This is a genomic window from Bartonella sp. AU16XJBT (assembly GCF_028618665.1).
Taxonomy (GTDB): Bacteria; Pseudomonadota; Alphaproteobacteria; order Rhizobiales; family Rhizobiaceae; genus Bartonella.
The window spans coordinates 1-1498 of the sequence record NZ_JAQITF010000064.1 but is presented as its reverse complement, the minus strand read 5'-3'; the positions used below and the strand labels follow the sequence as shown (position 1 = coordinate 1498).

Below are 1498 nucleotides of genomic sequence, written 5' to 3'. Positions count from 1 at the left end.
AAGGCAAGATCTTACCAAGCAACGCTAAATAAGCCGCGGGGCATCTTATTGCCTGCTTTTCGAGATAAGAAATCAGTCCTTCCTTGCCATACTTATTGCCTGCCAATTCAGCAGCTTTAAGAATTGCCTCTTTAAGAAGACGTGTATTCTTATTCGGGACACCTTTGACACGCCCTTGACCTGCTTTTGGGGGTCTATATTTTTTCTTTGTTTGAGAAACCTGTTCTGTATTTTGTGATGTCATAAAATACACCCTCCAGATAATAAAAAACCCCGCAAACGCGGGGATTTTTCACTGTACATTTCCCTCTCTAGACACAATACGCCTAAGTACAGCAGTTTCATTAAATACGATTTGCTACACTTTGTCAACACAAAAATAACACATATTGATATATTCGAAGGGAATCTGTATGAAGTGAAGATGCAACACTGAGAAACAAAAGATAAAATCTGATGTTAATACCGTATTTAAAGAAAATTGCCTTATTCGGAATAATGAGTATCTTATTCACTGGTCATGTAAGTAGTCAACCATTAACAGAACATGTTTCTTCGGGACCTCCATGCTCAAATGGGCAAATTGCCGTTTTTCGTGATGTACAAAAACCGTCCTCTTTTATTACTTGTATTTCAGAAAGAATGTTGGATTATATTTCTAAAGAAATCCCTAGAGGTCCATTTAGAATAATTTCTATAGAAGAAAAAGACTATCTTCGTATACTAAGACGACATTTTAATAAAAACAATAGAATAGAATGGTTTGTAATAGGCTTCATAATAATCACCATAATGTCTCTTCCGATTAACATACTTTGGAGATTTAGGCTAAAGATTTCCGCGTTTTTATTTACAATAATGACCGCCTTAGCTGTTATTGCAATACCATATATATATGGATATATATGTCTTTTTGAAATCTACTTTTTTGAAAAGTACTTCTGAAGCACATTAAGAGCAACCCTCAATGAATTCACAAGGTGTGGTAGCATTTGATCTTCTACAACGAGGTACTGTAGCGCAGCATGAAGATTATACTGTCTATAGAGGCATTGGGCTTCTTTTAGTGCCTCTTGCATGTTTATAAACTGCTCTGTTGCAAATGCTACCCACTTATCTCTTGCCTTATCATCAGATGATGACGGCATTTCGTCATAAATCGCATTAGGCAAGCCCTTTGCACAAAGGTAATCGTTTCTTATCTGTAGGTACTGTTGCGCAGCGTCATATTGCTCTTGAGTGAGTACACCTTGCAAACAAAGCCGCCCTATATAAGATCCAGAAAGTGGATTTTTTGCCTCTTGTAGCGTTAAACCGAAACGCTTTGCACGCATTTCTATTGCCAATTGATTAGCAGCTTCACGGGGCGATTTTGCACGTGATATACGCCCATTGGCTTCTCTTATTTGCCCTATGATTTTAGGGCGTCCCCTCTTGTTTCTTTTCACTTATCCCCTCTACTTTCTTTGTTGCTTTCAAATGTCCATTAATTTTTTTT

At 37.4% G+C, this 1498-nt stretch carries 2 protein-coding genes; both read right to left on the bottom strand.

Annotated elements, in window-relative coordinates; genetic code table 11:
• Positions 1-244, bottom strand: a 244-nt coding sequence (locus tag PVV66_RS09505; protein ID WP_273719608.1) for a hypothetical protein, incomplete at its 3' end; no start/stop codon positions are given.
• 676 nt (positions 245-920) lie between these two features.
• Complete coding sequence (locus PVV66_RS09495) at positions 921-1448, bottom strand: hypothetical protein (protein ID WP_273719607.1); 528 nt, start codon at positions 1446-1448, stop codon at positions 921-923.
• Between the last annotated feature and the right edge of the window lie 50 nt (positions 1449-1498).